Source organism: Nocardioides sp. Arc9.136 (assembly GCF_030506255.1).
In the GTDB taxonomy this organism is placed as follows: Bacteria; Actinomycetota; Actinomycetes; order Propionibacteriales; family Nocardioidaceae; genus Nocardioides.
Window position 1 is genome coordinate 3370982 of sequence record NZ_CP113431.1, and the last position, 26400, is coordinate 3397381.

General features: G+C 74.2%; 32 protein-coding genes. 3 read left to right on the forward strand and 29 right to left on the reverse strand.

All coding sequences use genetic code 11. The features are described from left to right. Window positions 1–368: 368 nt before the first annotated feature. The 3 genes from OSR43_RS16315 to OSR43_RS16325 are packed head-to-tail and all read left to right on the forward strand — an operon-like array spanning window position 369 to window position 3987. On the forward strand, window positions 369–887 hold the full coding sequence (locus OSR43_RS16315) for a 2Fe-2S iron-sulfur cluster-binding protein (RefSeq protein ID WP_302267733.1): 519 nt from the start codon (window positions 369–371) through the stop codon (window positions 885–887). Then, a complete protein-coding gene (locus OSR43_RS16320) occupies window positions 884–1876 on the forward strand; it encodes a xanthine dehydrogenase family protein subunit M (RefSeq protein ID WP_302267735.1) in 993 nt (330 codons plus the stop codon). The genes OSR43_RS16315 and OSR43_RS16320 overlap by 4 nt, the downstream gene beginning before the upstream one ends. Further along, window positions 1873–3987 carry a xanthine dehydrogenase family protein molybdopterin-binding subunit gene (locus OSR43_RS16325; RefSeq protein ID WP_302267736.1) on the forward strand — a complete coding sequence of 705 codons (2115 nt, stop codon included), beginning with the start codon at window positions 1873–1875 and terminating at the stop codon, window positions 3985–3987. Before OSR43_RS16320 ends, OSR43_RS16325 begins: the two co-directional genes overlap by 4 nt. A gap of 59 nt (window positions 3988–4046) precedes the next feature. On the opposite strand, the gene OSR43_RS16330 is transcribed toward OSR43_RS16325, so the two are convergent. From OSR43_RS16330 to OSR43_RS16470, 29 genes are all read right to left on the reverse strand, one after another. Beyond that, window positions 4047–4328 (reverse strand): hypothetical protein, encoded by a 282-nt coding sequence (locus OSR43_RS16330; protein WP_302267738.1) that lies wholly within the window; start codon window positions 4326–4328, stop codon window positions 4047–4049. Next, window positions 4325–6373, reverse strand: coding sequence for a flagellar biosynthesis protein FlhA (gene flhA, locus OSR43_RS16335; protein ID WP_302267739.1), 2049 nt, complete (start codon window positions 6371–6373; stop codon window positions 4325–4327). The genes OSR43_RS16330 and flhA overlap by 4 nt, the downstream gene beginning before the upstream one ends. Before the next feature lie 82 nt (window positions 6374–6455). Further along, window positions 6456–7601: a flagellar biosynthesis protein FlhB gene (locus OSR43_RS16340; protein WP_302267741.1), complete on the reverse strand. Its 1146-nt coding sequence runs from the start codon at window positions 7599–7601 to the stop codon at window positions 6456–6458. Further along, window positions 7598–8365, reverse strand: coding sequence for a flagellar biosynthetic protein FliR (locus tag OSR43_RS16345; RefSeq protein ID WP_302267742.1), 768 nt, complete (start codon window positions 8363–8365; stop codon window positions 7598–7600). The genes OSR43_RS16340 and OSR43_RS16345 overlap by 4 nt, the downstream gene beginning before the upstream one ends. Before the next feature lie 12 nt (window positions 8366–8377). Further along, complete coding sequence (gene fliQ / locus OSR43_RS16350; RefSeq protein ID WP_302267744.1) at window positions 8378–8647, reverse strand: flagellar biosynthesis protein FliQ; 270 nt, start codon at window positions 8645–8647, stop codon at window positions 8378–8380. A gap of 7 nt (window positions 8648–8654) precedes the next feature. Then, the gene (gene fliP, locus OSR43_RS16355) at window positions 8655–9545 is read right to left on the reverse strand and encodes a flagellar type III secretion system pore protein FliP (protein ID WP_302267746.1); all 891 of its coding nucleotides are present in this window, start codon (window positions 9543–9545) and stop codon (window positions 8655–8657) included. Then, window positions 9542–10108, reverse strand: coding sequence for a flagellar biosynthetic protein FliO (locus OSR43_RS16360; protein ID WP_302267747.1), 567 nt, complete (start codon window positions 10106–10108; stop codon window positions 9542–9544). The genes fliP and OSR43_RS16360 overlap by 4 nt, the downstream gene beginning before the upstream one ends. 7 nt (window positions 10109–10115) lie before the next feature. Beyond that, on the reverse strand, window positions 10116–10949 hold the full coding sequence (gene fliN, locus OSR43_RS16365; RefSeq protein ID WP_302271704.1) for a flagellar motor switch protein FliN: 834 nt from the start codon (window positions 10947–10949) through the stop codon (window positions 10116–10118). Window positions 10950–10954: 5 nt separating this feature from the next. Further along, window positions 10955–11920, reverse strand: coding sequence for a flagellar motor switch protein FliM (locus OSR43_RS16370; RefSeq protein ID WP_302267748.1), 966 nt, complete (start codon window positions 11918–11920; stop codon window positions 10955–10957). Window positions 11921–12033: 113 nt separating this feature from the next. Next, window positions 12034–12474: a flagellar basal body-associated protein FliL gene (gene fliL / locus OSR43_RS16375; RefSeq protein ID WP_302267750.1), complete on the reverse strand. Its 441-nt coding sequence runs from the start codon at window positions 12472–12474 to the stop codon at window positions 12034–12036. Continuing rightward, window positions 12471–13388 (reverse strand): flagellar motor protein MotB, encoded by a 918-nt coding sequence (locus OSR43_RS16380; RefSeq protein WP_302267751.1) that lies wholly within the window; start codon window positions 13386–13388, stop codon window positions 12471–12473. The genes fliL and OSR43_RS16380 overlap by 4 nt, the downstream gene beginning before the upstream one ends. 1 nt (window position 13389) lies before the next feature. After that, entirely contained in the window at window positions 13390–14157 is a 768-nt protein-coding gene (locus OSR43_RS16385) for a motility protein A (RefSeq protein WP_302267752.1), read from the reverse strand. Then, entirely contained in the window at window positions 14157–14477 is a 321-nt protein-coding gene (locus OSR43_RS16390) for a flagellar FlbD family protein (protein WP_302267754.1), read from the reverse strand. The genes OSR43_RS16385 and OSR43_RS16390 overlap by 1 nt, the downstream gene beginning before the upstream one ends. 115 nt (window positions 14478–14592) lie before the next feature. Beyond that, complete coding sequence (locus OSR43_RS16395; RefSeq protein WP_302267756.1) at window positions 14593–15408, reverse strand: flagellar hook-basal body complex protein; 816 nt, start codon at window positions 15406–15408, stop codon at window positions 14593–14595. A gap of 102 nt (window positions 15409–15510) precedes the next feature. Continuing rightward, window positions 15511–15990, reverse strand: coding sequence for a flagellar hook assembly protein FlgD (locus OSR43_RS16400; RefSeq protein WP_302267757.1), 480 nt, complete (start codon window positions 15988–15990; stop codon window positions 15511–15513). Window positions 15991–15998: 8 nt separating this feature from the next. Then, entirely contained in the window at window positions 15999–17222 is a 1224-nt protein-coding gene (locus OSR43_RS16405) for a flagellar hook-length control protein FliK (RefSeq protein ID WP_302267759.1), read from the reverse strand. Further along, complete coding sequence (locus OSR43_RS16410; RefSeq protein ID WP_302267761.1) at window positions 17219–18169, reverse strand: transglycosylase SLT domain-containing protein; 951 nt, start codon at window positions 18167–18169, stop codon at window positions 17219–17221. Before OSR43_RS16410 ends, OSR43_RS16405 begins: the two co-directional genes overlap by 4 nt. Further along, window positions 18166–18630 carry a flagellar FliJ family protein gene (locus OSR43_RS16415; RefSeq protein ID WP_302267763.1) on the reverse strand — a complete coding sequence of 155 codons (465 nt, stop codon included), beginning with the start codon at window positions 18628–18630 and terminating at the stop codon, window positions 18166–18168. Before OSR43_RS16415 ends, OSR43_RS16410 begins: the two co-directional genes overlap by 4 nt. Next, the gene (locus tag OSR43_RS16420) at window positions 18627–19952 is read right to left on the reverse strand and encodes a FliI/YscN family ATPase (protein WP_302267765.1); all 1326 of its coding nucleotides are present in this window, start codon (window positions 19950–19952) and stop codon (window positions 18627–18629) included. The genes OSR43_RS16415 and OSR43_RS16420 overlap by 4 nt, the downstream gene beginning before the upstream one ends. Then, a complete protein-coding gene (locus tag OSR43_RS16425) occupies window positions 19949–20644 on the reverse strand; it encodes a FliH/SctL family protein (protein ID WP_302267767.1) in 696 nt (231 codons plus the stop codon). Before OSR43_RS16425 ends, OSR43_RS16420 begins: the two co-directional genes overlap by 4 nt. Continuing rightward, window positions 20628–21641 carry a flagellar motor switch protein FliG gene (gene fliG / locus OSR43_RS16430; protein WP_302267769.1) on the reverse strand — a complete coding sequence of 338 codons (1014 nt, stop codon included), beginning with the start codon at window positions 21639–21641 and terminating at the stop codon, window positions 20628–20630. Before fliG ends, OSR43_RS16425 begins: the two co-directional genes overlap by 17 nt. Then, complete coding sequence (gene fliF, locus OSR43_RS16435; protein WP_302267770.1) at window positions 21641–23221, reverse strand: flagellar basal-body MS-ring/collar protein FliF; 1581 nt, start codon at window positions 23219–23221, stop codon at window positions 21641–21643. The genes fliG and fliF overlap by 1 nt, the downstream gene beginning before the upstream one ends. Beyond that, complete coding sequence (gene fliE / locus OSR43_RS16440; RefSeq protein ID WP_302267772.1) at window positions 23221–23559, reverse strand: flagellar hook-basal body complex protein FliE; 339 nt, start codon at window positions 23557–23559, stop codon at window positions 23221–23223. The genes fliF and fliE overlap by 1 nt, the downstream gene beginning before the upstream one ends. Beyond that, window positions 23559–23951 carry a flagellar basal body rod protein FlgC gene (locus tag OSR43_RS16445; protein WP_302267773.1) on the reverse strand — a complete coding sequence of 131 codons (393 nt, stop codon included), beginning with the start codon at window positions 23949–23951 and terminating at the stop codon, window positions 23559–23561. The genes fliE and OSR43_RS16445 overlap by 1 nt, the downstream gene beginning before the upstream one ends. Beyond that, window positions 23951–24322 (reverse strand): flagellar basal body rod protein FlgB, encoded by a 372-nt coding sequence (flgB, locus tag OSR43_RS16450; RefSeq protein ID WP_302267774.1) that lies wholly within the window; start codon window positions 24320–24322, stop codon window positions 23951–23953. Before flgB ends, OSR43_RS16445 begins: the two co-directional genes overlap by 1 nt. Window positions 24323–24605: 283 nt before the next feature. Beyond that, entirely contained in the window at window positions 24606–25100 is a 495-nt protein-coding gene (locus OSR43_RS16455; protein ID WP_302267775.1) for a hypothetical protein, read from the reverse strand. Continuing rightward, on the reverse strand, window positions 25097–25468 hold the full coding sequence (locus OSR43_RS16460) for a response regulator (RefSeq protein WP_302267776.1): 372 nt from the start codon (window positions 25466–25468) through the stop codon (window positions 25097–25099). The genes OSR43_RS16455 and OSR43_RS16460 overlap by 4 nt, the downstream gene beginning before the upstream one ends. 63 nt (window positions 25469–25531) lie before the next feature. Continuing rightward, window positions 25532–25990 (reverse strand): chemotaxis protein CheX, encoded by a 459-nt coding sequence (locus OSR43_RS16465; RefSeq protein WP_302267777.1) that lies wholly within the window; start codon window positions 25988–25990, stop codon window positions 25532–25534. Next, the gene (locus OSR43_RS16470; protein WP_302267778.1) at window positions 25987–26370 is read right to left on the reverse strand and encodes a response regulator; all 384 of its coding nucleotides are present in this window, start codon (window positions 26368–26370) and stop codon (window positions 25987–25989) included. Before OSR43_RS16470 ends, OSR43_RS16465 begins: the two co-directional genes overlap by 4 nt. Window positions 26371–26400 lie beyond the last annotated feature (30 nt).

A 26400-nucleotide genomic window follows, 5' to 3' on the forward strand; every position in this document is an offset into this window, starting at 1 on the left:
CAGACGACCACCCCACGCCCTGCGCACCTCACCGGGCCTCGACGACGCTCGCCAGCGCTCGCTGCTCGACCAGCAGGAAGCTGGCCCGGCGATCACCCCCGCGCCCTGCGCACCTCACCGGGTCTCGACGACGCTCGCTCGCGCTCGCTGCTCGACCAGCGGCCGCACCCCGAGGCTCTGCGCACCTCACGGGGTCTCGACGACGCTCGCTGGCGCTCGCTGCTCGACCAGCAGGAGGCCGGCCCGACGATCACCCGTAGGCCCTGCGCACCTCACCGGGTCTCGACGACGCTCGCTCGCGCTCGCTGCTCGACCAGCGGGTGGCCGCGCTCGCTGCTCGTCGGCGCGCGGGTGGGTACCTCGTCGCCATGGATGCGGACATCACCCTCACCGTCGACGGGCAGGAGCGGACCGTCACGGTCGACACCCGGACGACGTTGCTCGACGCGCTGCGCGAGCGGCTCGGCGTCAACAACCCCAAGAAGGGGTGCGACCACGGGCAGTGCGGGTCGTGCACGGTGCTCCTCGACGGGCGCCGGCACCTGACCTGCCTGGCGCTGGCCGTCGCGCACGACGGTGCCGAGGTGACGACCGCGGGCGGGCTGGCCGGGAGCGACGGCGGGCTGCACCCGGTGCAGCAGGCGTTCCTGGACCAGGACGGCTACCAGTGCGGCTACTGCACGCCCGGGCAGGTCTGCTCGGCCGTCGGTGTCCTCGACGAGATCGAGCAGGGGCACCGCAGCCACGTCACCGACGACCTCGAGGCCGACCCCGAGCTCACCGACGAGGAGGTCCGCGAGCGGATGAGCGGCAACCTGTGCCGCTGCGGCGCGTACGCCGGCATCGTCGCGGCCGTGAAGCAGGCCGGGCAGGCGGGCGCGGCATGAAGGAGCTGACGTACCACCGCGCCACCGACGCGACGGCGGCCGTCGCCCTCGTCTCGGGCGACCCCGACGCGCGCTTCCTCGGCGGCGGCACCAACCTGGTCGACCACCTCAAGCTCGGCGTCACGTCGCCGACGACGCTGGTCGACGTCAGCCGGCTCCCGCTCGACGAGGTCACCGAGCTGCCCGACGGCGGCCTGCGGGTCGGGGCCAACGTCCGCAACAGCGACCTCGCCTCCCACCCGGCGGTACGCCGCGGGTGGCCGGTGGTGACCCGGGCGCTGCTCTCCGGGGCGTCGGGGCAGATCCGCAACCAGGCGACGACCGGCGGCAACCTGCTCCAGCGGACCCGCTGCGTGTACTTCCAGGACGTCACCACCCCGTGCAACAAGCGGGAGCCGGGCACGGGGTGCAGCGCGATCGGCGGCTACGGCCGCTACAACGCGATCCTCGGGGCGAGCGGGTCCTGCGTGACCACGCACCCCTCGGACCTCGCCGTCGGCCTGGCCGCCGTGGACGCGACCGTCGTGGTGCTCGGCCCGGACGGCGAGCGCCGGGTCCCCATCGGCGACTTCCACCGGCTGCCCGGGGACCGGCCCGAGCAGGACACCACGCTCGCCCACGGCGAGCTGGTGACCGCGGTGGAGCTGCCGGCCAGCCCGGTGGCGGCGCGCTCGACGTACCGCAAGGCGCGGGACCGGGCGTCGTACGCCTTCGCGCTGGTCTCCGTCGCCGCCGGCGTCGAGCTCGACGGCGGCCGGGTCCGCGACGTGCGGATCGCCTGGGGCGGGGTCGCGCACAAGCCGTGGCGGGCGGAGGTCGCCGAGGAGGCGCTGCGCGGGCAGTACCTCGGCGAGGACGCGGTGCGGCAGGCCGCGGAGGCCGAGCTCGAGGCCGCCGTCACGGACGAGCAGACCGCCTACAAGGTCGCGATGGTCCGCAACCTCACCGCGCTCACCCTGACGAGCCTCGCGGAAGGAGCCGCCCGATGACCGCCAACGAGGTCACGCCCACCCCGGTCGCGCCGAGCTCGATCGGCACCAGCCTGCTGCGCCGCGACGGCGTGGAGAAGGTCACCGGGTCGGCGGCGTACGCAGTCGAGCACCCCGTCACCGGTGCCGGCGGCGAGCCGCCGCTCCAGGCCTGGTTGGTCACCTCGACCGTCGCCCGGGGCCGCGTCGTCTCGATCGACCGGAGCGCCGCCCTGGCCCACCCCGGCGTCGTCGCGGTGGTCGACCACACCGACGCCCCGCGGCTGGCCGAGACCAGTGACCGCGAGCTGGCGATCCTGCAGGACGACGTCGTCGACTTCCGCGGGCAGATCGTCGCGATCGTCCTCGCCGAGACCGCCGAGTCCGCCCGCGAGGGCGCCGCGCTCGTGCGCGTCGAGCAGGAGGCGCAGCCGCACGAGGTGGTCTTCGACGCGGACACCCCGACGTACGCCCCCGAGCAGGTCAACGGCGGCTCGGAGACCGACACCCTCGACGGCGACCCCGACGAGGCCCTGGCCCGGGCGGTGGTGACCGTCGACGCGACCTACACGACGCCGTACGAGTTCAACAACCCGATGGAGCCGCACGCCGCCACCGCGCTGTGGGACGGCGAGCGGCTGACCCTGCACGACTCCACCCAGGGCCCGCGCCCGGTGCGCGGCACGCTCGCGCCGATGCTCGGGCTCGAGGAGGAGCAGGTGCGGGTGCTCGCGCCGTACGTCGGCGGCGGGTTCGGTTCCAAGGGGCTCCCCCACGCCCCGGAGATGGCGGCCGCGATGGCGGCGATGACCGTCCCGGGCCGGCCGGTCCGGCTGGCGGTGACCCGCCAGCAGATGTTCGCGCTGACCGGCTACCGCACCGCCACGCGCTCCCACGTACGGTTCGGCGCCCACCCCGACGGCCGGATCGAGGCGCTGCGCCACGACACGGTGTCGCAGTCCTCGCGGATCAAGGAGTTCGCCGAGCAGGCCGCCGTCCCGGCCCGCGTGATGTACGCCGCGCCGCACCGCGCGACCACCCACCGGGTCGCGGAGCTCGACGTGGCGGTCCCGTCGTGGATGCGGGCTCCCGGCGAGATGCCCGGGATGTTCGCCCACGAGGTCGCGATGGACGAGCTCGCGCTGCACACCGGTGTCGACCCCGTCGAGCTGCGCGTGCGCAACGAGCCGGACGTCGACCCCGACACCGGCAACCCGTGGGGCAACCGTCGCCTGGTGGAGTGCCTGCGGCGCGGCGCCGAGCGGTTCGGCTGGGCCGACCGGCCCGCCGAGGCCCGCGCGACGGCCGACGGCGAGTGGTGGGTCGGCACCGGCATGGCCGCCTCGACGTACCCGATGCTGTGGATGCCCGGCAACGTCGCCCGGGTCCGCTCCCTCGACGGCGGCCGGTACGGCGTGGCGATCGCCGCCACCGACATCGGCACCGGCGCCCGCACCGTGCTCGTCCAGATCGCGGCCGACGCGCTCGGCTGCCCGCCGGAGGCGATCGACCTCGACATGGCCGACAGCGACCTGCCCTTCGGCTCGGTCGCGGGCGGCTCCTCGGGCACCACGTCGTGGGGCACCGCCATCGTGGCGGCCGCCCAGCAGTTCCGCGCCGACCACGGCGACCACCCCGACCCGGGCGTGGAGACGACGGCGGCCTCGGGGCAGTACGCCGACATGGACGGCCACGCGCTGCACTCCTTCGGCGCCGTCTTCTGCGAGGCGCGGGTGCACCGCTACACCGGCGAGGTCCGCGTGCCCCGGCTGCTCGGCGTGTACTCCGTCGGCCGCGTGGTCAACCCGCGCACGGCCCGGTCGCAGCTGCTCGGCGGCCTGGTGATGGGGCTCTCGGCGGCGCTGTTCGAGGACGGCTGGCGTGACCCGCGCACCGGCCACACGGTCACCCAGGACCTGGCGACCTACCACGTGGCGGCGAACGCCGACGTCAAGCAGATCGAGGCCGAGTGGCTCGACGACGTCGACGAGCTGTCCACGCCGATGGGGTCCCGCGGCATCGGCGAGATCGGGATCGTGGGCACCGCCGCAGCGGTCGCCAACGCGACGTACCACGCCACCGGGGTGCGGGTCCGCGGCCTGCCGCTGACCGCGGACCACTTCCTCGACTAGGACCGCGGCACCGGGCCGGGGCCGACCCAGGGCCGACCCAGGGGCGACTCAGGCCCGGCTCAGGCTCCGGCGCCGGGTCCGTCGACGGCGGGCAGCACCGCAGTGGGGTCCAGGGCGTCCTGGTCCCCGCTGCCCGTCCCGGCCTCCTCGGCGCCGGCGCCGGCGGGCGGCGGCCCCACCAGGAGCGCGAGCGCGGAGAGCGCGGCCCAGGCGAGGGCGGCGACGACGACGTAGCGGACCGCGGCCGTCTCGACCGGCAGCTCGCCGACGAGCGCCGACCACAGGGCGGGGGCGGTGAGCACGGCGGCGACGCCGAGCACGGGGACCGAGAGCGGCTTCACGAGCCCACCTCGATCATCGCCTCGCCGGAGACCACGCCGACCGAGCGGACCTGGGCGGAGCCGACGAGCTCCTGGTAGGACAGGACTGGCAGCCGGTCGACCTGCTGGTGGACCAACCGGCGCAACGCCGGCCGGATCTGCGGGGCGCAGACCAGCACCGGGCGGATGTCGGCGTTCTCCGCCTCGATGAGCAGCTGACCCAGCCGGGTCACCACCGACTGGGCGAGCACCGGGTCGAGGAGGAGCACGTTGCCCTCCTCCCCCAGCCGCATCGACTCCAGCATCTGCTGCTCCAGGCGCGGGTCGAGGCTGATCACGTGGACCACCCCCTCGCGCAGGTGCGGTGCGACGACGGCGGGCCCGAGCGCGACCCGGGCCGCCTCGACGAGGGCGTCGTGCTCCTTGCTGTCGGCGGCGCGCAGCGAGAGCGCCTCGTAGATCCGGACCAGGTCGCGGATCGACACCCCCTCGTCGAGGAGCGACTGCAGCACCCGCTGCACCTGGCCGAGGCTGAGCAGCGTCGGGGTCAGCTCGTCGACCACGACCGGGTGCGTCCGCTTGAGCACGTCGGTGAGCAGCCGGACGTCCTCGCGGCCGAGCAGGCGGCTGGCGTGGGTGTTGACCACGTGGGAGAGGTGGGTGGTCATGACGGCGGTCCGCTCGACCACGGTCGCGCCGCCGATCTCGGCCTGGTGGGCGAGCTCGGCGGGGATCCACTTCGCCTCGAGGCCGAAGACCGGCTCCCGGGTGAGCTCGCCGGGCAGCGACGCGAGGTGGTCGCCGATCGCCAGGACCGTGCCGCGCGGCGCCTCGCCGCGGGCGACCTCGATGCCGAAGAGCTTGATGACGTAGGTGCGCAGCGGGAGCTCGAGGTTGTCGCGGGTGCGCACCGGCGGGATCAGCACGCCGGTCTCGAGCGCCACCTTCCGGCGCAGCGCCTTGACCCGCTCCAGCAGGTCGCCGCCGTGCTCGCGGTCGACGAGGTCGATGAGGTCCGCGGAGAGCTCCAGGCTGAGCGGGTCGACCTGGATCTCCGCGGCGAGCAGCTCGGGGGTGTCCCGCGGGGCGGCGGCGAGCTCGGGGGCCTGCTCCGCCGCGGCGTCGCCGGAGGACTCGTCGATCCGGGTGGAGACGAGGAGGAAGGCGCCGCCGGCGAGCAGGAACGGGATCTTCGGCATGCCGGGCACCAGGCACAGGGCGAGGGCGGAGCCGCCCGCCACGCGCAGCGGCGTCCGCTGCCGGGTGAGCTGGCGGATGATGTCGGAGCCCATGTCGCCGTCGCCGACGCCGCGGGTCACCACCAGGCCGGTCGCCACCGAGAGCAGCAGCGCCGGGATCTGGGAGACCAGGCCGTCGCCGACCGAGAGCAGGCTGTAGGTCTGCACCGCGTCGCCGGCCGACATCCCCCGCTGGGCCATGCCCACGGCGAAGCCGCCCAGAAGGTTGACCAGCGTGATCACGATCGCGGCGATCGCGTCGCCCTTGACGAACTTCGAGGCGCCGTCCATCGCGCCGTAGAAGTCCGCCTCGGCGTGCACCTCGGCCCGGCGCCGCCGCGCCTGCTCCTCGTCGATCAGGCCGCTGTTGAGGTCGGCGTCGATGGCCATCTGCTTGCCCGGCATCGCGTCGAGCGTGAACCGCGCGCCGACCTCCGCGACGCGGCCGGCGCCGTTGGTGATCACGACGAACTGGATGACCAGCAGGATCGCGAAGACGATCAGGCCGACGATCAGCGAGCCGCCGACGACGAAGTGGCCGAAGGTCTCGATCACCTTCCCCGCGTCGCCGTGCAGCAGGACCAACCGGGTCGCGCTGACGTTGAGCGCCAGCCGGAACAGCGTCATCACGAGCAGGACCGCGGGGAACGCCGCGAAGTCGAGCGGGCGGCTCACGAACATCGCGGTGAGCAGGATCAGCAGCGCACCGGTGATGTTCAGCGCGATCAGCAGGTCCAGGACGATCGCCGGCAGCGGGATCACCAGCATGACCACGATGAGCACGATGCCGAGCGGCACGCCGAGCTGGGTCAGGCGCTTCAGGGACAACGCGGGTGGCTCCTCGGGGAGGCTGCGGGCGGCGCCGTCCCTGGCGCGGGTGGGGGCCGTCCTGGTCCCCTGCTGCCCACCCCTATCGGCCGGGCAGCGCCGCGGCTGAGGAGTTCCGCGGACGACGACGGCCGCTCGTCACCGCGGGCAGGTCGGTCGTCGCCCGCGGGGTCCGGTGCTCGCCCCCGCGCTGCCCCCGCGCGCGCCGGCTGATCACGAACGCGAGCACCTGCGCGACGGCCGCGAACAGCTCGGCCGGGATCTCCCGACCGACGTCGGTGGCGGCGTACAGCGCCCGGGCGAGGGGTACGTCGCGCACGAGCGGCACGTCGTTGGCCGCCGCCGTCTCGCGGATCCGCTGGGCGACCAGCCCCGCGCCGCGCGCGACCACGCGCGGGGCCGGCGAGCCCTCGTCGTACCGCAGGGCGACGGCGACGTGCGTGGGGTTGACCAGGACCACGTCGGCGGTCGGCACGTCGGCGAGCATCCGGTTGCGCGACGCCGCGAGCTGGCGCGAGCGGATGGCGCTCTTGACCAGCGGGTCGCCCTCGGTCTGCTTGTGCTCCCGCTTGACCTCGTCCTTGCTCATCCGGGTCTGCTTGCCGATCCGGCGGCGCTGCACCGCGTAGTCGACGACCGCCATCAGCAGCCCGGCGATCGCGATGTTGCGCAGCATGGTGAGCGCCTCGCCGCCGACGATCTCCAGCACGACGCCGACCGGCACGAACCCGCCGAGGACCGGCATCATCGCGTCGACGCCGAGCCAGACCAGGCCGGCGACCAGGGCGCACTTGACCAGCATCTTCGCCCCCTCCCACCAGGCCTGCGGGCCGAAGATCCGCTTGAAGCCCTTGATGGGGTCGAGCTTCTTGGGGTTCGGCGTGACCGTCTTGGTGGCGACGAAGAACCCGCCCTGCGCCAGCGCGCCGGCGACCCCGACGACCATCACGCAGCAGCCGAGCACCACCAGGGTGAGCAGGATGTGCCCGCCGGCCTCGGCGAGCAGCTCGAGCGCCATCGGCACGTCGGCGCCCTCCGCGGAGCTCAGGCACCGCTCGAGCAGGGCCGACAGGGTCTCCAGCTCGTGGCGCAGCAGCGCCGGGATCACCAGCGAGACCAGCAGCAGGGCCGACCACGCGCCGAGCTCCTGGGTGCGCGCGACCTGCCCCTCCTTGCGCGCCTCCTTGCGGCGCTTGGGTGTCGGCTTCTCGGTCTTGTCGTCGCTCACGACGCCCCCACGATCGCGGCCATGGCCTCCAGCGCCGCCTCGACCAGGCGGTCGACCACCCCGGGGAGCACCGGGAAGGACAGCCCGACGAGCAGCAGGGTGAGGCCGATCTTGGCGGGGAACACGACGTTGATCGCGTTCAGCTGCGGGGCCACCTTGGTCAGCAGGGCGAGCCCGAGGTCGGTGATGAACAGGACCGCAGCCATCGGCAGCGCGATCTGGACCGCGGTGATGAAGAACAGCTGGAAGACCGAGGTCAGCACCTCCACTCCCCCGGGGAGCTCGGGGCTGCGACCGATCGGGACCGCCGCGAAGGAGCGCAGCAGCCCGCCGACGACGATCAGGTAGCCGCCGCTGACGAACAGCAGGACGGTCGCGAGCCACTGGTGCAGGTTGCCGAGCACGGTGCTGGAGTTCATGCCCAGCGGGTCGAACGCCTGGGCGAGGGAGAAGCCGCCGAAGACGTCGATGAGGGAGCCGGCCGCCGCCACCGCGGTGAAGAGCAGGGAGGTGACGTACCCCATCGCCGCGCCGAGCACCACCTGGGTGACCACGGTCATCAGCAGGCCGATCGTGTCGACCGGGATCCTGCTGTCGCCCAGGGACGGGGAGACCGCCAAGGCCAGCCCCAGGGCCAGCACCACCTTCGCCGCGGACGGGACGGTGCGCGAGGAGAACGGCTGCACGACCGCGAGCCAGGCGATGATCCGCACCGAGGCGACCAGGAACGTCAGCAGCGGCTCGCCGGAGACGGTGAGGGTCATCGCAGGCCCCGGTCAGCCGAGGAGGGCGGGGATCTGGGAGTAGAGCTGCTCGGTGAAGTTCACCAGCGTGTGCAGCATCCAGTTCCCGCTGACCAGCAGCGCGATGCCGACGCCGACGACCTTCGGCACGAACGACAGGGTGAACTCCTGGATCTGCGTCATCGACTGGAACAGCGAGATGGCGAAGCCGATGACCAGCGACGTGACCAGGATCGGGGCGGACAGCTTGAGCGCGACGACCATGGTCTGCATCGCGATCTCGATGATCTCGGTGTCACTCATCGGTCGCTCACCCGTAGCTCCCCACGAGCGCGGTGATGATCAGCGCCCAGCCGTTGACCAGCACGAACAGCAGCAGCTTGAACGGCAGCGACACCATCGCCGGCGGCATCATCATCATGCCCAGCGCCATCAGCGCCCCGCTCACGACGATGTCGATGACGAGGAACGGGATGAAGATGATGAAGCCGATGACGAAGGCCTGCTCGAGCTCGCTGAGGATGAACGCCGGCACGAGCGTCGACATCGCGACGTCCTCGCGGGTCTCCGGCAGCTCGCGGCCCGAGACGTTGGTGAGCAGCTCCAGCTCCTCGTCGTCGGTCTGGGCGAGCATGAAGCCGCGCAGCGGCGCGATCCCGTCCTCCCAGGCCTGGGTGCTCGTCTTGTCGCCGTCGAGGTAGGGCTGGAGGCCGGCGTCGTTGATGTCGGAGAGCACCGGCGCCATGATGAAGAGGCTGAGGAACAGCGCGAGGCCGGCCAGCACCTGGTTCGGCGGGGTCTGCTGCAGGCCGAGCGCGTTGCGGGTCAGGCCCAGCACGATCAGGATCTTCGTGAAGCTGGTGCAGGTCAGCACGATCGCCGGCAGCAGCGAGAGCAGCGTGAGGGTCAGCAGCACCGCGACCGACGTGCCGGGCTTGTCGGTCAGCCCCTCGAGGTCGACGGTGACCGAGTTGTCCCCGCCGTCCGGGCCGTCGGGGCCCTGCGGACCGCCCGGCGGCAGCGCGAGGGCGTGCGGCCCGACCTCCGGCACGTCGCCGGCGACGGCCGCGGCGGAGGCGTGGGCGTGGGCGCCCGCGACGGGCAGGGCGAGCCACAGCCCCGCGGTGACCAGCGCCAGCAGGAGGGCAGCCCCGACGAGCCGTCCCGGCCGGAGCACGGGACGGTGGGCGGCGGCGCTCACGACGCCTGGCCCCGGACCGCCTCGACGGCGCGCCGCCACGTGGCCGGCGACAGCAGCGAGCCGGCCAGCGGGCCGTCGTCCTGCCGGGTGGGCCGGGTGGGCCGGGCCGCGCGTCGTGCGCCGGGGCGGGCCGCCCGGGTCGCAGCGGTCGCACCGGCCGCAGCGGTCGTCCGGGCCAGCTCGGCGGCCTGCTCGTGCAGCACGGCGGCGAAGTACGGCTGGTCACGTGCCTGGTCGTGTGCCTGCTGTGCCGGTCCGTCCGTCGGCTCGCGCTCGACGCCGGGGAGCGCGGTGACGGTCGCGGCCTCGGCGGGGACGAGGTCGGCGCCGTCGAGCTCGGTGATCATCCGGACCTGCTGCTCGGTGACGCCGAGGAGCAGCGTGCGACCGCCCACCGCGACGACGGCGACCGAGGCGTGCCGACCCACGGCCTGGCGGTGGAGCACCGACAGCGGGGCACCGCTGCGGGTGCCGAGGCGGCGCTGGGCGACCCGGGCGACGATCAGCACCAGCCCCAGGACGACGGCCAGCGAGAAGACCAGCCGCAGGACGAGCTCGAGCACGACGACCTCAGCCCGCGGTCGCGGTCTCGAGGATCTCGGTGACGCGCAGGCCGAAGTCCTCGTCGATGACGACGACCTCACCACGGGCGATGAGGTGGCCGTTGACCAGCAGGTCGGCCGGGCTGCCGGCCGCGCGGTCGAGCTCCAGCACGTTGCCCGGGCTCAGCGCGAGGAGGTCCCGCAGCGTCATCCGGGTGCGCCCGAGCTCGACGGTGACCTCCATGTCGACCTCGTTGAGCATCTCGATGCCGCGGCGCGGCCCCGGGGTGCTGGCGGAGCCGGGTGCGGGCACGGTCAGCGGGTGCGGCGCTGCCGGCGAGCCGGCAGCGGCGGCCACGGGCGCGGCACCGCCGACGGCGGGCAGCGGCACGGGAGTGGGGCCCCCGGCCGCGTGGGCGGACAGGGTGGGGATCGAGACGAGCAGGGCGGCGGCGATCGTGTCGCCGACGAGCGGCACGACGGCGAAGCCGGCGTCGGTGCCGGCCAGCACGGAGGGGACGACGGCGTCGCGGTCGACCTGGCGCGCGGCCCGCACGGTGGTGCCGAGCACGGCCGCCGCGGCGTCGAGCGCCGGCTGCACCGCTGCCGGCAGGTCCAGGCCGCCGATCGGGCTGGACGCGAGTGCCGAGACCAGGTCGTCGGCGACCAGGAGCCCCAGCACGCCGCCGACGGGACCGCCGAGCTCGGCGACGACGGCGCCGGCGAAGAGCGCGGTCACCTCGGGGCCGCCCGGCTGGACGCCACCGGCCTCCAGCTCGTCGGCGGCCGGGATCACCGCGGCAGCCGCCCGGGCGGCGGCGAGCGCGAGCTCGTCGGGGTCGCGGGGCGTACCGGTCGGCATGGTGGTCACAAGAGTTCCTTCGGGGTGGCGACGATGAGGGCGGCCAGGCGCGGGCCCTGGGTGCCGGCGGTGGCGTGGGCGAAGACGGTGCCGTCGACGGCGACGTCGAGGGGCGCGGAGGCCGGGTGGCCCAGGCGGATGACGTCGCCGGGGCGCAGGTCGGCGAAGACCTGGGGGGTCAGCGTGGTCGGCCGGCAGCGGACGGCGACGTCCACCGGCACGTGCTCGAACTGCTGGCGGAGGAGCTCGGCGGCCTGCGCCCGCTGGGCGCGCTCCCGGCCGGAGACCGGAGCGGGCGCCGCGGCGGCCGTCAGGTGCGGCAGCAGCCCGACGAACGGCAGGCACACGGTCATCCGGTGGGCGCGCTCGTCGATGCGGAGCTCGAGGTCCACGACGACGACCACGTCGGAGGCGCCGGCGGCCTGGGCGAACTGCGGGCTGTACTCGACGCCCTCGACCGTCGGCTCGATCGGCACGATCGAGCCCAGCGAGTAGCGCATCTCGCCGAAGAGCCGGTCCATGAGGCCGCTGACGACGCCGCTCTCGATCTCGGTGAGGGGCCGTCGCGGCTGCCGGTCGGACCCGGGCCCGCCGAGCATGTGGTCGATGCAGGCCATGACCGACTCCAGCGGCATCTCGAGGATGCCCCGCCCGGCGACCGGGTCGGCACTGAAGAGGGTGAGGTACGTCGTGCTCGGCAGCGACTGGACGTACTCGGCGTACGTGCGCTGGTCGATGCCGCGGAGGGTGACCTGGCAGACGCTGCGCAGCATGGAGGTGAACACCGTGGTCACCTGCCGGCCGAAGCCGTCGAACGCGAGCTGCAGCATCCGCTGGTGCTCGCGGCTGAGCTGGAGCGGCCGGCTGAAGTCGTAGGGCACCGCGACGGCCGAGGCCGAGCGGCCCCGACGGCGCGACCGTACGGCCGAGGGCGCGGCGGTGCGCTCGGCTGCGGACGTCGTCGTGCTCACGGAGGCACCCATCGGTCCCGCGGGCGCGGACCTGAGCACAAACGTGTCGACGGATCTTCAGCTGTCGGGGAGCCCCTCCCCGGTTCCTCCTGTCGGGCCGGTGGTCCCAGCCGTCACTGGGTGACGAACTGGGTGAAGTACACGTCCAGGACCTCCCCGTGGTAGCGGTGGTCCAGCTCGCCCATGAGCTCCTCCTTGAGCTCGTGGCGGTTCTTCGCGCGGACCAGCTCGTCGGCTTCGCGACCGCTGAACAGGTCGATGGTGGCGTCGAGCGCCTTGCTGCCGTCGGCGTGCGCGGCGCCCTCGACCAGCTGCAGCGCGATCCCGACGCTGAGGTAGTGGCCGTCGGCGAGGTTGACCTGCACCGGCTCCATGACCAGCACCTCCCCCGGCACCGGCTCGGCGTCCCCGCCGGGGCGCAGCAGGAACCAGTACGCCGCGGCTGCGGCGACCAGCGCGACGACCAGCAGCAGGACGAGCTTCTTGCGCCCGCCGCCGGACGGCTCCTCCTCGGCGGCGGCGGCGGCCGGGGCCGGCAGCGTGGTGGTGCTCATGAGGGGTCTCCCGAGTCGGTGGTGGGGGGCGTGGGGACGGCAGCGGACGTGGTGCGGGAGGCGTCGCCGTCCGCGAGCCCGGGCAGCAGCTCCCGCACGGTGGCGTCGGCCGGCGAGAGGACGACGATGTCGACGCGCTTGTTGACGACCTGGGAGCCGGGGCGGGCCGGGTCGACCAGCGGTCGGGTCCGTCCGTACGCCGCCACCGAGAGCCGGTCGGTGCGGACCCCGAGCCGCTCCTCGAGGCGGCGCAGCACGGTGACCGCCCGCGCGGAGGAGAGGTCCCAGTCGGTGTCGAAGAAGGCCGGGCTCACGTCGACCTGGTTGGTGTTTCCCGCGATCTCCAGCCGGTCGGGCAGGTCGGCGAGGACGGGACCGACCGCGTCGACGACCCGCTCGCCGCGGGCCGACAGCGTGGCGAGGTCGTTGCGGAACACCACGTGCTTCGAGACCAGGCTGACGACCAGCCCGCGCTCGTCGTACGTCGTCCGCACGTCGCTCTCCAGCCCTCGCCGCCGCAGGGCCGCCCGGACCCGCGCCTCGACCCCGCGCAGCCGGGCGAGCTCGCGCTGCGCGGCGTTGCGGGTGGCGACCGTCCGGTCCACCTGGCTGCCCGGGGCGGCGGCCGGCCGCGGGGTCCGCGGGGCCACCTGCGCGACCGCCTCGGTCCCCGGCTCCTGGAGCAGCGAGGAGCTGCCGTCGAGCACCGCGGACTCCTGGCCGAACCCCATGGCCAGGCTGGCCTTGAGCGCCTTGAATTTCTCCACGTCGGTCTGGCCCATGGCGAAGAGGACGATGAAGAGCACCATGAGCAGCGTGATCATGTCCGCGTAGGTGACCATCCACCGCTCGTGGTTCTCGTGCTCCTCCTCCTCGTGCGGCCGGTGGCGCGAGCGGGTGGGCGGGCGGGACACCTCAGGCCGCCTGCGCGGGCTGCTGGTCGGCCGGGAGCAGGGCGACCAGGCGGTGCTGGATGACCCGTGGGTTGGAGCCGGCCTGGATCGCGGCGACGCCCTCGACGATGACCTCCATCCGGGCCACCTCGAGCTCGCTGAGCCGCTTGAGCTTGGTGGCGATGGGCAGCCAGAAGACGTTGGCCGACATGACGCCCCAGAGGGTGGCGATGAACGCGCCGGCGATCGAGTGGCCGAGGGTCTCGGGCTCGGAGAGGTTCTCGAGCACGTGCACCAGGCCCATGACCGTGCCGATGATGCCGATCGTCGGCGCGTACGCGCCGGCGTCGGCGAAGAGCTTCGCGGCCTGCTTGTCGACCTTGCGCTTGGCGGCGACCTCGGCCTCGAGGATGTCGCGGACCTCCTCGGGGTCGTTGCCGTCGATGGCCAGGGTGACGCCCTTGACGAGGAAGGGGTCGTCGATGTCCTTGGTGGCGTCCTCGAGCGCCAGCAGGCCCTCGCGGCGGGCCTTGTCGGCCAGGGAGACGACGGTCGGGACGACGTCGCCCGCGGTCGGGACCTTCGCGGTGAAGGCGCGCTTGGCGGCGCGGACCGACGCCTTGGCGTCGGCGATGGTGCCGCCGGCCATGGAGATGAGCAGGGTGGCGCCGAAGACGAGGAGCATCGGGGGCAGCATCAGCAGGCTCATCGGGCTGCCGCCCTCGAGGATGTTCGCGACGACGATGACGCCGACGGCGCCGCCGACGCCGATGATCGTGGCCTTGTCCATCAGCCCTCCTCCCCCGCGGTCGCGGTCGCGGTCGCGACGGCCGGGTGCGCGGTCACGGTGGCGAGCGGTCGCTCGCGGGCGTCGTCGGCCGGGTGGGCGGTGTCGTCGGCGTCCGGACCGACCCGGACCAGCTCACTGAGCGCGATGATCTCGGCACGGTGCAGCCGGATCGCGGCGACGACGGCGCGCAGGCTCTCGGACACGACGTACTTCGCGCCGGTGGTCAGCGTGATCACCGTGTCCGGCGTCTTGTCCACGCGCTCGATCAGGTCGGAGTTGAGGACCAGCTCCGCACCCGAGAGACGGGTCAGCGAGATCATGCGTTGCACCATCCTTAGTGCGTCGAGGCGGCAGCCGTCCGTGGCCACCAGGGTCCTGATCGGCACCACCGCGCGGATCCTGAGCGGATCCGCGCGGCGAGGCCGTCGCGGCGGCTCAGCGCTTGAGGTTGACGAGGTCCTCGAGCACCGAGTCCGAGGTCGTGATGACGCGGGAGCTGGCCTGGAAGCCGCGCTGGGCGAGGATCAGGTTGGTGAACTCGGCCGCCAGGTCGACGTTCGACATCTCCAGCGCGCCGGCCATGATCGTGCCCCGGCTGCCCGCGCCGGGGACGCCCGCCTCCGCGGCACCGGAGTTGGCCGAGGCACGGAACGCCGTCTCGCCGACCTTCTCCAGGCCCATCGGGTTGGTGAACGTGGCGATGGCCAGCTGGCCCAGCTGGGTGCTGGTGCCGTTGACGATGCCCATCAGCTTGCCGTCGCTGCCGATGCTCATCGACTCCAGCTCCCCGCCGCCCGGGATGGTGCTGATGTTGATCGGCGCGAGCGCGCCGCCCGCGCCGATGCCCATCACCCGCGCGCCCGACGAGGTGACCAGGTCGCCCGCCTTGTCGAAGGTGAACGCCCCGGCCCGGGTGTAGAGCTGCTCGTTGCCGGAGCGGACGACGAAGAAGCCGTCGCCGGAGATCATCACGTCGGTGGCGCGGCCGGTGGTCTGCGCGGAGCCCTGGCCGAGGTTCGTCGCGGTGGCCGCCAGCTGCACGCCGAGGCCGACCTGGATCGGGTTGGTGCCGCCCTGCGCGGCGTTCCCGCCGGAGGCGCCGGTGAGCATCTGGCTCAGCGTGTCCTGGAAGACGGTGGTGCTCGCCTTGAAGCCGGTGGTGTTGGCGTTGGCGATGTTGTTGCCGGTCACGTCGAGCATCGTCTGGTTGACGCGGAGGCCGCTGATGCCAGCGAAGAGGGAGCGCAGCACGGGGGGGTCCTTTCGGGAGGTGGTGCCGAGGGGGTGTGGTGCCGAGGGGGTGTGGTGCCGAGGGGGTGTGGTGCCGAGGGGGTGTGGTGCCGGGGTGGTGCGTCAGTCGGTGGTGTCGGTGGTGTCGGAGGGGGCGGGCGTCGGGGCGGGTGCGCTCGCGGGTGCAGCCGAGTCGCGGACCTGCTGGACCAGGCTCAGCGGGACCTCGGCGCCGTCGACGTCGAGCACCGGGCCGGTCGCGCCGAAGGTGACGCCGGTGACCGTGCCGGTGGCGGTCGTGCCGTCCTCGCGGCCGTAGGTGACCGTGCGGCCGACCATGCCGCTGGCGCCGAAGGCCAGCGAGGCGCCGAGCAGGAGCCCGGTCTGGTCGGCGACGTCCTGCATCTTCTCCAGCGCGGTGAACTGCGCGGTCTGGGAGAGGAACTGCGAGGAGTCGGTGGGGTTCATCGGGTCCTGGTACTTCATCTGCGCGACCATCAGCTGCAGGAACATGTCCTTGTCGGCGGTCGAGCCGGTGCTCGCCGCCGCCTGCGGGGCGAAGACGGACGTGGGGCCGACGCCCTCGGTCGGGGTGATGCTCATGGGTCTCCTCACAGGTCCAGGTCGACGCGCGAGGACGTCCACCCGGTCGGGTCGTGCGGCGCGGTCCGGGAGGTCCCGGACCGGTCGGTCGTGGTCGGCGGGGCGGTCGGTCCCGCGAGGCGGTCGGGTGCGTCCTGGGGCGCCTGGCGGTCGGGACGGTCCTCGCCGCCCGCAGCCCCGCCCGTCTGCTGGCTCGTCTGCTGGCCCGTCTGCTCGCCCGTCTGCTGCCCGGCACCGCCCGCGAGGTCACGCACGGTCACCCGGACGTCGGCGGGGCCGGAGGTCTGCAGCAGCCGGAGCAGCTCCTCGGAGCCCTCCCCCAGGGCCTGCAGCGCCTCGCGGCCCGCGGCGAGGTGCACCTGCAGGCCGCCGTCCCGCACGACCAGGTGCACGCGCACCTCGCCGAGCGAGCCGGGGTCGAGGCGCAGCGTCATCCGGTGCGTGCCCTCCCCCGACCGCGCCAGCTGCTGCACGGTGTCGGCGAGCTGCCGGCTGACCGGGGCGGGTGCCGACGCGGGGCCGGAGGCGGTGGCTGCCGGGCCTGCAGGAGCCGCGGCGACGGGCGCGGCGACCGCGGCCGCCTGTCCTGCGGTCGCGGGGGTCCCGGACGTCCCGCTCGTCCCGGTGGCAGCGGCGGCTGCCGGCGCCTCGGCCGGCTGTCCCGCGGCGGACGCGTCGCGCTCGCCGGTCGGGACCGGACCGCCTGCCCCGGCCGGTGCCGCCGTGCTCGTGCCGGCCGGCGGGTCGGCGAGGGCGGGCGGGTGGTCCGCGGCCGGCGCCGGCAGCGCCTCGCCGGGGTCGGTGCCGTCTGGCAGGCCGGCGGCGGGCGCCGGGACGACAGCGTCGCCAGCCACGGCGTCCGCGCTCGCCGCCGCGGGGGTGACCGCTCCCGCCGGCGCGGACGGCGTCACGACCGGCGTCACGACCGGTCGGACCAGGACGAGGGGTGGCAGGACGAGCGCCGCCTGGAGCGCGACGAGCGCGGCGTCGGTCCGCTCCTCGAGGTCCTCGGCCGGGGCCGGTACCTCGGTGGGGACCGGGACGGTCGCGCCGGTCCCCGCCTCCCCGCCGGCGACGAGCGCGGCGAGCAGGGCGGTGAACTCCGACCCCTCCCCCGCGCCGCCGTCGGTGCCGGGCTGGCCGGCGACGGCGGGGACCGCCGGGGCCGCGGCGCCCGCGCCCGGGAGCGGCACCGGCGTGGCGGTGGCCGGCAGCGCGGTCGTGGTGCTCATGGGGTGCCTCCCACCATGGCCAGGACGGACCTGACGTAGTTCTGGGTCTCCGGGTACGGCGGGATGCCGTCGTAGCGCAGCACCGCGCCCGGCCCGGCGTTGTACGCCGCGAGCGCGAGGTCGGTGCGCCCGAACCGGTCGAGCAGGTCGCGGACCAGCCGGGCCGCGCCGTCGACGGCCTGGGCCGGGTCGAAGCTGTCGGCGACCCCCAGCCCCCGGGCCGTCGCCGGCATCAGCTGCATCAGCCCCTGCGCGCCCACCGGGCTGACCGCGTCGGCGCGGTAGCCGGACTCCTGCCGGGCGATCGCCGAGAGCAGCCCCGCGTCCACGCCGTACGTCGTGGCGGCCCGGTTGAACAGGTCGGCGTACGGCACCGCGGAGACCTGGCCCGCGGCCCGCCCGGAGACGGCCGGGGCCGACTCCGGCAGCACGCGGCGGATCGCCGTGAGGTCGCCGCTGACCTCGGTGACCCGCACCGCGAGCCCCGGTCGCGGGGCCTCGATCATCTTGCCGTCGCCGGCGTAGATCGCGATGTGGCTGACCGGGGAGTTGAACGCGAGCAGGTCGCCGGGCTGCGCCTCGGCCAGCGACGCGACCGGACGGCCGGCCTGCGCCTGGTCGCGGGAGACGCGGGGCAGGTCGATGCCGAGGTCGCGGTAGACGAGCTGGACGAGGCCGGAGCAGTCGAGCCCCTTCGCGGGGTCGGTGCCGCCCCACACGTAGGGGACGCCGAGGTACTTCTCGGCCTGCGCGACGACGCGTGCCCCGGCCGGGGAGGCGCCGGGCGCGGACGCGGACGCGGCCGGGAGCGCGGTCGCGAGGGCGCCGTCCATCGCCGCACGGAAGGCACCGGCGGCGGAGGCGGACCCCGCCACGCGGGCGCCCCCGAGCTGGGTGAGCACGCCCTGGATCTCGGCGACGCGGCTGGTCACCGCGGCGACGCTCATCGTCCCTCCTCCGCACGGCGCGTGGCGACCGCGCGGCGCAGCCACTGCCGGCCGGCCGCGTCGTCGAGCTCCTTGGCCTCCTCGTGGAGGGCCTCGGCCCGGCGCACGTCGGCCCGCCCCTCGAGCAGTCCCTCGACGGCGGACAGCCGGGTGTGGTCGGAGCGCCAGTGCGCGTCCGCGGCGGCGCGCACGACCTCGGCGGAGTCGAGCCGCCCGCGGGCGCCGCCCACGGCCGCACCGAGCGACTGCAGGGCCGCGCGCCGGGCGACGTACGCCGCGGCGTCGGCGGTGCCGGGGTCCTCGACCCGCGACGCGAGCTCGACCTCGAGGGCGGAGAGGGCGAGGGCGTGCTCCTGCTGCTCCTGGAGGGCGCGCTGGAGCCCGAGCCGGCTGTCGCGCTCGCGCACCTCCCGGACGCGCGCGACGGCACGCAGGCCGCGGTCCCGCTCGCGGGCGCTCACGGCGCGACCAGGTCGTGCAGGGCGAGCCGGGTGTCCTCGAGCGGGGTGCTCTCGGACATCGACTGGCGCAGGAAGCCGTCGATGCGGCCCATCCGGGCGATCGCGGCGTCGGCGTCGGGGTCGCTGCCGCCGACGTACGCGCCGATCTCGACCAGCTCCTTGACGTCGCGGTGCGCGGCGAGCATGCGGCGCAGGCGCGTCGCATCGGCCTGGTGGTCGGCGCTGGTCACCGCGGAGGTGACGCGCGAGATCGACTCGAGCACGTCGATGCTCGGGAAGTGCCCGGAGGTGGCGAGCCGGCGCGAGAGCACGACGTGGCCGTCGAGGATCGACCGGGCGGTGTCGCCGACCGGGTCCTGCAGGTCGTCGCCCTCGACGAGGACGGTGTAGAGGCCGGTGATCGAGCCGGACGGCGAGGTGCCGGCGCGCTCGAGCAGGCGGGGCAGCAGCCCGAAGACGCTGGGCGGGTAGCCGCGGGTCGCCGGCGGCTCCCCCGCGGACAGGCCGATCTCGCGCTGGGCCATGGCGACGCGGGTGAGGCTGTCCATCATCAGCACGACGTGGCGGCCGGCGTCGCGGAACCACTCCGCGATCCGGGTCGCCACGAACGCCGCGCGCAGCCGCTCGACCGGCGGCGCGTCGGAGGTCGCCACCACGACGACCGAGCGGGCCAGGCCCTCGGGACCCAGGTCGTTGTCCAGGAACTCGCGGACCTCGCGGCCGCGCTCGCCGACGAGCGCGATCACGGAGACCTCGGCGTCGGTGCCGCGGGCGATCATCGAGAGCAGGCTGGACTTGCCGACGCCCGAGCCGGCCATGATGCCCAGCCGCTGGCCGCGCCCGCAGGGCACGAGCGCGTCGAGCGCGCGGACACCGAGACGCAGCTGCTGGTCGATCCGCGGGCGGGAGAGGGCGTCGGGGGCGTCCTGGTCCACGGTCACCTCGGGCAGGCCGCGCAGGTCCGGCCCGCCGTCGACCGGCCGGCCCAGCCCGTCGAGGACGCGGCCGGTGAGCTGCTCCCCGACCCGGATCCGCAGCGGGCCGCCGGTGTGCCGCACGACGGCGCCGACGCCGAAGCCGCGGGTGTCGCCGAGCGGCAGGCAGGTCAGGCCCTCGGTGCTGCTCGCGCCGACCTCGGCCAGCAGGGGCTGCGGTCCGAGCACCTCGACCAGGTCCCCGACCGCGGCGCGGAGGCCGGTCACCCGCAGGTGCAGGCCGAGCATCTCGTCGACGCGGCCCAGCACCTCCGGACGCGTGGCGGCGAGCGCGCGGTCGCGCAGGCCCTCCAAGGTGTCGAGGGCGTCCAGGGCGGGCGCAGTCACGACAGCACCTCGCGGACCCGCTCGAGGCGCCGGCTGACGCGCAGGTCGATGACGCTGCCGTCGACCTCGACCATCGCGTCGTCGGGCTCGAGCCGGTCGTCCTCGACGACGCGGACACCCGCCGCGGCCAGCTCGGCGGTCGCCGCGGCGTCCAGCAGGCCGGGGTGGAGCCGCGCGACGACGGGACGGTCGTCCGGGCGCTCGGCCAGCACGCGTCGTACGACGTCGTCGGCCCGGTCCGGCGCGGAGTGGAGCTCGTGGCCGACGAGCGCCTCGGTCAGCTCGCGGGCGAGGGCGACGGCCTGGGCTTGGACGTGCCGCTCGACGTCGCCGGCGCGGGCGGAGAGCTCCGCCGCGGCCCGCCGGAGGCCGGCGAGAGCCTGCTGGTGCTCGGCCTCGCGGCGCTGGTCCTCGGCGGCCCGGTCGGCCTCGCGGCGCAGTGCCGCCTCCCGGGCGACCTCCGCGGCCTCGCGGCGTCCCTCGGCCCAGCCGACGGCGTACCCCTGGGACTGCGCGGCGCGCCGGGCGGTCTCGGCGAGCCCGCTCAGGGTCTCCTCGGTGACCCGGTCGCCGAGCACCGAGCCGGCGCCGAAGCGGGTCCAGGCGCCGGTGCGCAGCTCGGGGGTGCTGGCGACCCGGACGGCCGAGGCCTCCGCGCCGCGCAGCACCGGGGCGTCACTCGACGAACTCATCGTCGCCCCCTCGCCGCACCATGATCTGGCCCTGCTCCTCCAGGTCGCGGATCGTGCGGATGATGGCCTGCTGGGCCTCCTCGACCTGCGCGAGGCGGACCGCGCCGAGCAGCTCGACGTCCTCGACGAGCGTCGCGGACGCACGCTCGGACATGTTGCTCGTGATCTTGTCCCGCACCGCCGTCGCGACGCCCTTGAGCGCCAGGGCCAGCTGGGACCCGTCCACCTGCCGCAGCACCTGCTGCACCGACCGGTCGTCGAGGGTGACGATGTCTTCGAACATGAACATCCGGCTGCGCACCTCGTCGGCCAGCTCGGCGTCGAGCGCCTCGAGGCCCTCGACGATCTGCCGCTCGGTGGCTCGGTCGGAGCGGTTGATGATGTTGACCAGCGGGTCCACGCCACCGACGCGGGAGACCGTGGTCGGCTGCAGCATCGAGGAGAGCTTGCGCTCCAGCGTCGACTCCACGGCCTGGACGATCTCCGGCGACGTGCGGTCCATGACCGCGATCCGGTGGGCGACCTCGGCCTGCTTGTCCGGCTCGAGGCTGGCCAGCAGCATCGAGGCCTTGTCGGCCGTCAGGTGGGCCAGCACCAGCGCGATCACCTGCGGGTGCTCGTCGATGATGAACGAGCGCAGCTGGGCCGGGTCGGCCGCGTGGAGGAACTGGAAGGGCATCTGCACGGCCGCGGCGTTGAGCCGCTCCATGATCTCCGCCGCGCGCTCGGCGCCGAGCGAGTCCTCGAGCAGCTTCTGCGCGTAGCCGAGACCGCCCTGGGCGATGTGGGCGCGCGCGGTCATCAGGTCGCGGAACTCCTCCATCACCGCCTCGCCCTCGGCGCTGCTGATCGAGTCCAGGCGCGCGATCTCGACGGAGATCGCCTCGACCTCCGGCTCGCTGAGCTGCGCGAGGACCTGGGAGGCCTTCTCCTTGCCGACCTGGATCAGCAGCACCGCGGCCTTGCGGGCACCGAGCCCGCTCATCGTCGCGGTCATCAGGGACGCTCCGTGAGCCAGCCGCGCAGCAGCGCGGCGACGTCGTCGGGCTGGCGCTCGATGAGGTCGGTGAGCTCGTCGCGGAGGTCGTCGGCGCGGCTGGCCTCGGACTCCTCCAGCGCGAGGAGGGCCGGCGACGGCTCGAGCGCGGCCTGGGCCTGGCGCCGCTCGCGCAGCTGCTCGACGATGTACGTCGTCTCCTCCTCGCGGCGGCGCGCGCGGCGCCGGCTGCGGAAGGCGAGGAAGACCAGTGCACCGATGACGAGCAGGCCGATGACGGCGTTGCGGATCAGCCGGTTGCGGCTGGCCGCGGCCTCGGCGGCCTTCTCCTCCGCCAGCGCGGCGGCGGCGGCCTCCTCGGCGCTGCGGTCGAAGGGCAGGGACGCGACCGCGAGGCTGTCGCCACGCTGGCGGCTGATGCCGGCGGTGCCCATGACGAGCTCGCGGATGTCGGTCTCGTTGGCCTGCTGCGCCGACATCGAGTCCACGACGACACCGATGCTCAGCTTCTCGATCGCCCCGGGGGTGGACTCGCGGCGCTCGCTGCGGGAGCCCACCGCGTTGTCGCGGGTGGTCTCGGACTTGCGGTAGCTGCCGCTGCCGTCGGCGGCACCGCCCGCAGCGGGGTCCATCTGCCCGTCGGGCCCGACGACCCCGGTCACCCCGCCGGCGGCCGCGCCGTCGTACGTCTCGTCGGTCTCGCTCGAGGACAGCGGCAGCGCCTCGGCCTCCGCGTCGTACTCGACGGTCTCGCTGACCGCCTTGTCGAAGTCGAGCTCCGCGCTGACCTGGACGGTGGAGTTGCCGGGCCCGACCACGCGGTCGAGCATCGACTGGAGGCGGGCGCGGTACTCCTCCTGGACGTCGGCGACCATCTGGGCGCGCGCCGTGCCGTCCGTGCCCGCGGCACCGCCGGGGGTGGAGAGCACCTTGCCGGTGGCGTCGGCGACGGTGACCTGCTCGGGCTCGAGGCCGTCGATGCTCGAGGCGACCAGGTTGACGACCGCCTGCACCTGGCCCGGGTCCAGCGTCGAGCCGGAGCGGGTGTCGACGAGGACCGACGCGGTCGTCGGCACCTGCTCCTCCTCGAAGACCTCCTTCTCGGGGATCGCGAGGTGGACGACGGCGGTCTCGACGCCGTCGATGGACTCGATGGTCGCGGACAGCTCGCCCTCCATCGCCCGCTTGTAGTCCGTGCGCTCCTTGAAGTCCGAGGTGGTCAGGCCCTGGTCGTCGAGCAGCGAGTAGCCGCCGTCGGAGCCGCTGGGCAGGCCCTCGCCGGACATGTCGATGCGGGTGGCGCGGACGAGGTCGCGGGGCACCATGACGGTGGTCCCGTCGCCGGCCAGCTCGTACGGCGTGCCCTGCGCCTCGAGCTGCTCGACCACGGCGCTGGCGTCGGTCGTGGAGAGGTCGTGGTACAGCGGCGCCATGCTGGGCCGGGCCGCCCACTGGAAGACCATGAACCCACCGAGCAGCACCGCGACCGTGCCGATCACGGCCACGACCTTCTGCCCGGTGGTGAAGGCGGCGAAGCCCTGCTGGGCGCGCTGGAGGAACCGGGTGACGTTCTGCTTCATCACACCTGCATCCGCATGATCTCGGTGAAGGCCTCGACCGCCTTGTTCCGCACGGCGACGGTGACCTGCGTGGTCACGGCGGCCTCGGAGGCGGCGATCGTGTAGTCGTGGATGTTCTGCAGGTCGCCGGTGGCGGCCCGCACCGCGAGGTCGTCGGCGGTGCGCTGCACGCCGTCGAGCCGGTCGAGACCGTCGACGAGGAAGCTGGAGAACGACGGCCCGTCGGCCGCCTCGGGGCCCTGCGGCCCGCGGGCACCGGCGACCGAGGTGGTCGGGTCGGTGGAGCGGACCTGGGCGAGGTCGAGCGGCACGAAGCCCTCGATGCCGGCGACGCTCATCAGCGGGCCCCGATCTGCAGCGCGCTGGAGTAGGCGTCCTGGGCGTACTTCGTCGTCTGGACCGACGCCTGGTATCCGCGCTGGGCGATGATCAGCTGCGACATCTGGCTGGCGAGGTCCGTGGCGGGGGCCCGGACGTAGCCGTCCTCGTCCGCGAGCGGGTTGCCCGGGTCGTGCTCGAGCACGCCCTCGGGGTCGCCCAGCACGATGCCGCGCACGTCGACGCCGCCCGCGGGGTCGGCGCCGGCGACGACCATCTGCGCCTGGAAGGCGTCCTGGTCGGTCGGGACGACGGTGTTGACGTTGGCGATGTTGTGCGCCAGCGCGTCCAACCAGGTCTGGTGCATGCCGAGGCTGGAGCCGGCGATGTGCAGCGTGTCGTAGGCGCCCATCAGGAGGCACCCGCCGCGGTCTTGACCAGGTCGAAGCGGTCGCTCATCGCGCGCGTCATCACCTGGTACTGGTACTGGGTCTGCATGGCGGCCATCGCCTCGTGCCGCAGGTCGACGTTGTTGCCGTCGGCGCCGACCGGGGTCGCGGTCGCGGTGACGCCGAGGTCGATCCCCCGCTCCAGCGAGCGCGCGTCGCCGGACAGGACCGAGGACCGCAGGGCGGTCTCGAAGTCGACGGTGCTGGCCCGGAACCCGGGGGTGTCGACGTTCGCGATGTTGTCCGCGATCACGTCACGCCGCAGCGAGAGTCCGTCCAGGGTGGTGCCGAGCACGGTCGAGACCGCGTCGTGGCCGACGGGCGAAATGGGCACGGCCGTCCTTCCTCAGGTGTGCCATGTGCCAATCCGTCGGCATGGGGGGACGAGCGATCCGTGCTCGCCATCCTCATCGACCGCCGTCGTCCGCACCTGAGGAGAAACCGCGGACCTCGCGCTCACTCGTCCGCCGCGGCGGGAGCTTCATCGGCTGGCCGCTGGAACTGTCGCTCGGCCGCTGAAGCTTCATCGTCCCGGCGCCAGGTTCATCGGCTGGCCGCTGAAACGTCCCGGCCCCGGTCGTCCACAGGCGCTCCGCCGGAGCCGTCGCGCGAGCAGGTCAGGTCAGGACGACGGAGAGCCGGCCGCTGCCGTAGCCGGGCACGTCGACCGCGAGGTCCTCGCGGCGCCCGAGGGTGAGGGTGCGGCCGTGCACGTCGCCGGGGAGCGGCAGGCCCGCCGGGTGCAGCGCGTGCAGCTTGAGGTGCGGGGCGTCCGGCACGTTGAACATCGACGCCGCCACGTTGAGCACCTCGTGGAGGTTCTCCGCGAGGGTCTCGTCCAGGCCGCCGGCCTCGAGCGAGGCCTCGGTGGTGGGGAGCGGGAGCAGGGCGATCGCGGCCGCGGCGTACGCCGACAGCGGCAGGTCGCAGACGATCACGGCGCGGACGACGAGCCGGGCGTCGACGTACACCCCGACGCTGGCCGGGCGCTTGCGGCTGACCACCAGGGGCGGGGCGGTGCGCAGCTCGACCTCGCGACCCAGCAGCCCGCTGAGCAGGTCGCGCACCTCCTTGGGCCCGGGCAGGTGGGTCTCGACCGCCCCGACGGTCACGACGCGACCAGCCCGACGCCGGTGAGCGCCTCGTCGAAGGCCTCGGGGGTGAACGGCTTGGCGATGAGGAACGCCGCGCCGGCCTGCTCGGCCCGCGCGCGCATCTCGTCGGAGCCCTCGGAGGTCACGAAGCCGAACGGCACGGCGTTGCCGGCGCCGCGCAGCGTGAGCAGCGCGTCGATGCCGTTCATCTCGGGCATGTTCCAGTCCGAGAGCACCAGGTCGGGCGCCTCGGTCTGCACCAGCTCGACGGCCTGCCGGCCGTTCTCCGCCTCGACGATGTCGTGGCCGCCGTGGCCGGCCTGGCGCAGGGTGCGGATCACGATCTGGCGCATCACGCGGCTGTCGTCGGCGACGAGGATCTTCATGGGTTCGGCTCCCAGCAGTGGTGGTCGAGCGGTGGTGATCGTGCGGGTGGTCGAGCGGGTGGGTCAGGACGAGTGAGCGGTGAGGACCCGGACGCGGACGGGTGCGCCGCACCAGTCGAGGTGCAGGACGCTGGCCTCGGTCATCTCCGACGGCAGCTCCACCGCGCCTCGCGAGACGACCGGGAGCGAGAGCGAGCTGGGTCCGGGCATGAGGCTCTTGACGTTGCCGCCGACGACGTTGACCAGCTCGCCGACCGCGTCGGTGCACGACGCCGCGTCGGGCTCCTCGTCCTCGCCGAAGCCGAGCATCCCGCGGGTGACGCCGAGGACCGCCGCCTCGGCCAGGTCGACGCTGACCATGCCGCGCCACTCCCCCGTGACGGTCACGGTCGCCGACCACAGCGCCACGTCGTCGGCGGGCGGTCCCGCGGGAAGCAGCAGCTCGGGGGACCCCACGAAGGAGGCCCACATGTCGGTGACGAGGGCCTCGAGGTCGAGGGCGGACGGAGCGAGGGTGCTCATGCGGGGACCTCCTGGTCCAGCAGACCGAGGAGGCCGAGCTTCTCGACGATGGCCTCCGCGGTGAACGGCTTGATGACGTACTCGTGGGCGCCGGCGGCCAGGGCGCGCACGATCTGGCCGTGCTCGCTCTCGGTCGTGACCATCATCAGCGTGACGTCGCGCCAGCGCTGCTCGGCTCGGACCCGCTGGACGAACGTGTAGCCGTCCATGACCGGCATGTTCCAGTCGATGAGGCACAGGTCGGGGACCAGGCCGCCCTCGAGCAGGTCGAGCGCCTCCTGGCCGTCCCCGGCCTCCGCCGTCGTCCAGCCGAGACCGGTGACGATCCGGCGCAGGATCGACCGCATCGCACGGGAGTCGTCGATGATCAGCGCTTGCATGCGGTGCTCCAGGTGCTCGGCGGGGGCAGG

What these genes read in the sequence shown, in the direction of transcription:
- OSR43_RS16325 (WP_302267736.1), top strand. Translation starts at nt 1,873, where the DNA reads ATGACCGCCAACGAGGTCACGCCCACCCCGGTCGCGCCGAGCTCGATC.
- OSR43_RS16385 (WP_302267752.1), bottom strand. Translation starts at nt 14,157, where the DNA reads ATGGACAAGGCCACGATCATCGGCGTCGGCGGCGCCGTCGGCGTCATC.
- OSR43_RS16410 (WP_302267761.1), bottom strand. Translation starts at nt 18,169, where the DNA reads ATGAGCGTCGCCGCGGTGACCAGCCGCGTCGCCGAGATCCAGGGCGTG.
- OSR43_RS16465 (WP_302267777.1), bottom strand. Translation starts at nt 25,990, where the DNA reads ATGAGCACCCTCGCTCCGTCCGCCCTCGACCTCGAGGCCCTCGTCACC.
- fliG (WP_302267769.1), bottom strand. Translation starts at nt 21,641, where the DNA reads ATGACCGCGACGATGAGCGGGCTCGGTGCCCGCAAGGCCGCGGTGCTG.
- fliL (WP_302267750.1), bottom strand. Translation starts at nt 12,474, where the DNA reads ATGAGCACCACCACGCTGCCGGCCCCGGCCGCCGCCGCCGCCGAGGAG.
- OSR43_RS16315 (WP_302267733.1), top strand. Translation starts at nt 369, where the DNA reads ATGGATGCGGACATCACCCTCACCGTCGACGGGCAGGAGCGGACCGTC.
- OSR43_RS16445 (WP_302267773.1), bottom strand. Translation starts at nt 23,951, where the DNA reads ATGGGCGCCTACGACACGCTGCACATCGCCGGCTCCAGCCTCGGCATG.
- OSR43_RS16345 (WP_302267742.1), bottom strand. Translation starts at nt 8,365, where the DNA reads ATGACCCTCACCGTCTCCGGCGAGCCGCTGCTGACGTTCCTGGTCGCC.
- OSR43_RS16470 (WP_302267778.1), bottom strand. Translation starts at nt 26,370, where the DNA reads ATGCAAGCGCTGATCATCGACGACTCCCGTGCGATGCGGTCGATCCTG.
- OSR43_RS16320 (WP_302267735.1), top strand. Translation starts at nt 884, where the DNA reads ATGAAGGAGCTGACGTACCACCGCGCCACCGACGCGACGGCGGCCGTC.
- fliQ (WP_302267744.1), bottom strand. Translation starts at nt 8,647, where the DNA reads ATGAGTGACACCGAGATCATCGAGATCGCGATGCAGACCATGGTCGTC.
- fliN (WP_302271704.1), bottom strand. Translation starts at nt 10,949, where the DNA reads ATGCCGACCGGTACGCCCCGCGACCCCGACGAGCTCGCGCTCGCCGCC.
- OSR43_RS16400 (WP_302267757.1), bottom strand. Translation starts at nt 15,990, where the DNA reads ATGAGCATCACCCCGACCGAGGGCGTCGGCCCCACGTCCGTCTTCGCC.
- OSR43_RS16405 (WP_302267759.1), bottom strand. Translation starts at nt 17,222, where the DNA reads ATGAGCACCACGACCGCGCTGCCGGCCACCGCCACGCCGGTGCCGCTC.
- OSR43_RS16425 (WP_302267767.1), bottom strand. Translation starts at nt 20,644, where the DNA reads ATGAGTTCGTCGAGTGACGCCCCGGTGCTGCGCGGCGCGGAGGCCTCG.
- fliF (WP_302267770.1), bottom strand. Translation starts at nt 23,221, where the DNA reads ATGAAGCAGAACGTCACCCGGTTCCTCCAGCGCGCCCAGCAGGGCTTC.
- OSR43_RS16460 (WP_302267776.1), bottom strand. Translation starts at nt 25,468, where the DNA reads ATGAAGATCCTCGTCGCCGACGACAGCCGCGTGATGCGCCAGATCGTG.
- fliE (WP_302267772.1), bottom strand. Translation starts at nt 23,559, where the DNA reads ATGAGCGTCGCCGGCATCGAGGGCTTCGTGCCGCTCGACCTCGCCCAG.
- OSR43_RS16390 (WP_302267754.1), bottom strand. Translation starts at nt 14,477, where the DNA reads ATGATCTCGCTGACCCGTCTCTCGGGTGCGGAGCTGGTCCTCAACTCC.